Source organism: Pseudoflavonifractor sp. An187, from assembly GCF_002160275.1.
Lineage (GTDB): Bacteria > Bacillota > Clostridia > Oscillospirales > Oscillospiraceae > Enterenecus > Enterenecus faecium.
Genome location: NZ_NFKG01000058.1, coordinates 1 through 2480, shown reverse-complemented (window position 1 = coordinate 2480; position 2480 = coordinate 1). Strand labels below are relative to the sequence as shown.

Here is a 2480-nt window from a genome sequence, read left to right as displayed (position 1 = left end):
TTGTAGGTCAAGCCCTCGGCTAATTAGTATCGGTCAGCTACACGCCTCACAGCGCTTCCACCTCCGACCTATCAACGACATAGTCTACGTCGAGCCTTACTCCATAAAGGATGAGAGATCTAATCTTAGAGGGAGTTTCACGCTTAGATGCCTTCAGCGTTTATCTCGTCCATACGTAGCTACCCAGCTGTGCCCTTGGCAGGACAACTGGTGCACCAGAGGTATGTCCATCCCGGTCCTCTCGTACTAAGGACAGCTCTCTTCAAATCTCTTACGCCCGCAACAGATAGGGACCGAACTGTCTCACGACGTTCTGAACCCAGCTCGCGTGCCACTTTAATCGGCGAACAGCCGAACCCTTGGGACCGAATACAGCCCCAGGATGTGACGAGCCGACATCGAGGTGCCAAACCTCCCCGTCGCTGTGGACGCTTGGGGGAGATCAGCCTGTTATCCCCAGGGTAGCTTTTATCCGTTGAGCGACGGCACTTCCACTTGCATACCGCCGGATCACTAACTCCAACTTTCGTTACTGCTCGACCCGTCGGTCTCGCAGTTAGGCTCGTTTATGCGTTTACACTCAATGCACGATTTCCGTCCGTGCTGAACGAACCTTTGAGCGCCTCCGTTACCTTTTAGGAGGCGACCGCCCCAGTCAAACTGCCCACCTAACAGTGTCCCCCGACCGGATTCACGGCCGCAGGTTAGAAGCCCAGCAATCCAAGGGTGGTATCCCAAGGGTGACTCCACATGAGCTGACGCCCATGCTTCCTAGTCTCCCACCTATCCTGTACATGAATTACCGAACTCCAGTATTAAGCTACAGTAAAGCTCCATGGGGTCTTTCCGTCTAGTTGCGGGTAACTGGCTTCTTCACCAGTACAACAATTTCGCCGGGTGGGCTGTTGAGACAGCGCCCAAATCGTTACGCCATTCGTGCGGGTCAGAACTTACCTGACAAGGAATTTCGCTACCTTAGGACCGTTATAGTTACGGCCGCCGTTTACTGGGGCTTCAATTCAGACCTTCGCTTGCGCTAAGCCCTCCTCTTAACCTTCCAGCACCGGGCAGGCGTCAGCCCATATACGTCATCTTTCGATTTAGCATAGACCTGTGTTTTTGGTAAACAGTCGCTTGGGCCTATTCTCTGCGGCTCCCCTTAGGGAGCTCCCCTTATCCCGAAGTTACGGGGTCATTTTGCCGAGTTCCTTAACAACCCTTCTCCCGTTGGCCTTAGGATTCTCTCCTCATCTACCTGTGTCGGTTTGCGGTACGGGCACCTTAGTATACCTCACACCTTTTCTCGCCTCTGGACATCGCCGGCTTCCCTACTATATTTCGGTCCCTTACGCCCGGGTCAACCAACGCCCGGGTCCGGCTATTCCAAAGTGTCAGTGTGTTTAAAGTTCGGTGGCTACGGAATTTCAACCGTATGTGCATCGACTACGCCTTTCGGCCTCGCCTTAGCTCCCGGCTTACCTTGGGCGGACGAACCTTCCCCAAGAAACCTTAGATTTTCGGCCATCATGATTCCCACATGATTCTCGCTACTCATTCCGGCATTCTCACTCGAATACAGTCCACCGCTCCTTCCGATGCGACTTCACCCCATATTCGACGCTCCCCTACCCCTGTCTTACGACAAGCCCAAGCTTCGGTTATACGCTTAGCCCCGTTACATTTTCCGCGCAGAGTCACTCGACCAGTGAGCTATTACGCACTCTTTTAATGAGTGGCTGCTTCTAAGCCAACATCCTGGTTGTTTTCGCAACTCCACATCGTTTTCCACTTAGCGTATATTTGGGACCTTAGCTGTGGGTCTGGGCTGTTTCCCTTTTGACTATGAGACTTATCTCACACAGTCTGACTGCTGTTCATCAATTAGCTGGCATTCGAAGTTTGATAGGGTTCAGTAAGCTTATCGCCCCCTAGCCCATTCAGTGCTCTACCTCCAGTAATCTAAAACAACGCTAGCCCTAAAGCTATTTCGGGGAGAACCAGCTATCTCCGGGTTCGATTGGAATTTCACCGCTATCCACAAGTCATCGCCGATCATTGCAACGAGCGTGCGTTCGGTCCTCCATGGAGTTTTACCTCCACTTCAACCTGCTCATGGATAGGTCACCCGGTTTCGGGTCTATTGCCACTGACTTCATACGCCCTATTCAGACTCGCTCTCGCTGCGGCTCCGGTACTGAATACCTTAACCTTGCCAGTAACAATAACTCGCCGGACCATTCTACAAAAGGTACCTCATCACCCTTTAACGGGCTTTGAGTGCTTGTAAGCACAAGGTTTCAGGTTCTATTTCACTCCCCTCTCGGGGTCCTTTTCACCTTTCCCTCACGGTACTGCTCCACTATCGGTCATCAGGTAGTATTTAGGGTTGGAGGGTGGTCCCCCCAGCTTCCCACGGGGTTTCACGTGTCCCGCGGTACTCTGGATCCAGTCTCACAGCCTTCTCTTTCGGATACGGGGCT

At 52.7% G+C, this 2480-nt stretch carries 1 rRNA gene; it reads right to left on the bottom strand.

Going from position 1 to position 2480, the window contains the following annotated elements:
• Positions 1-3: 3 nt before the first annotated feature.
• Positions 4-2480, bottom strand: a 23S ribosomal RNA gene (locus B5F22_RS11795); the annotation flags it as partial.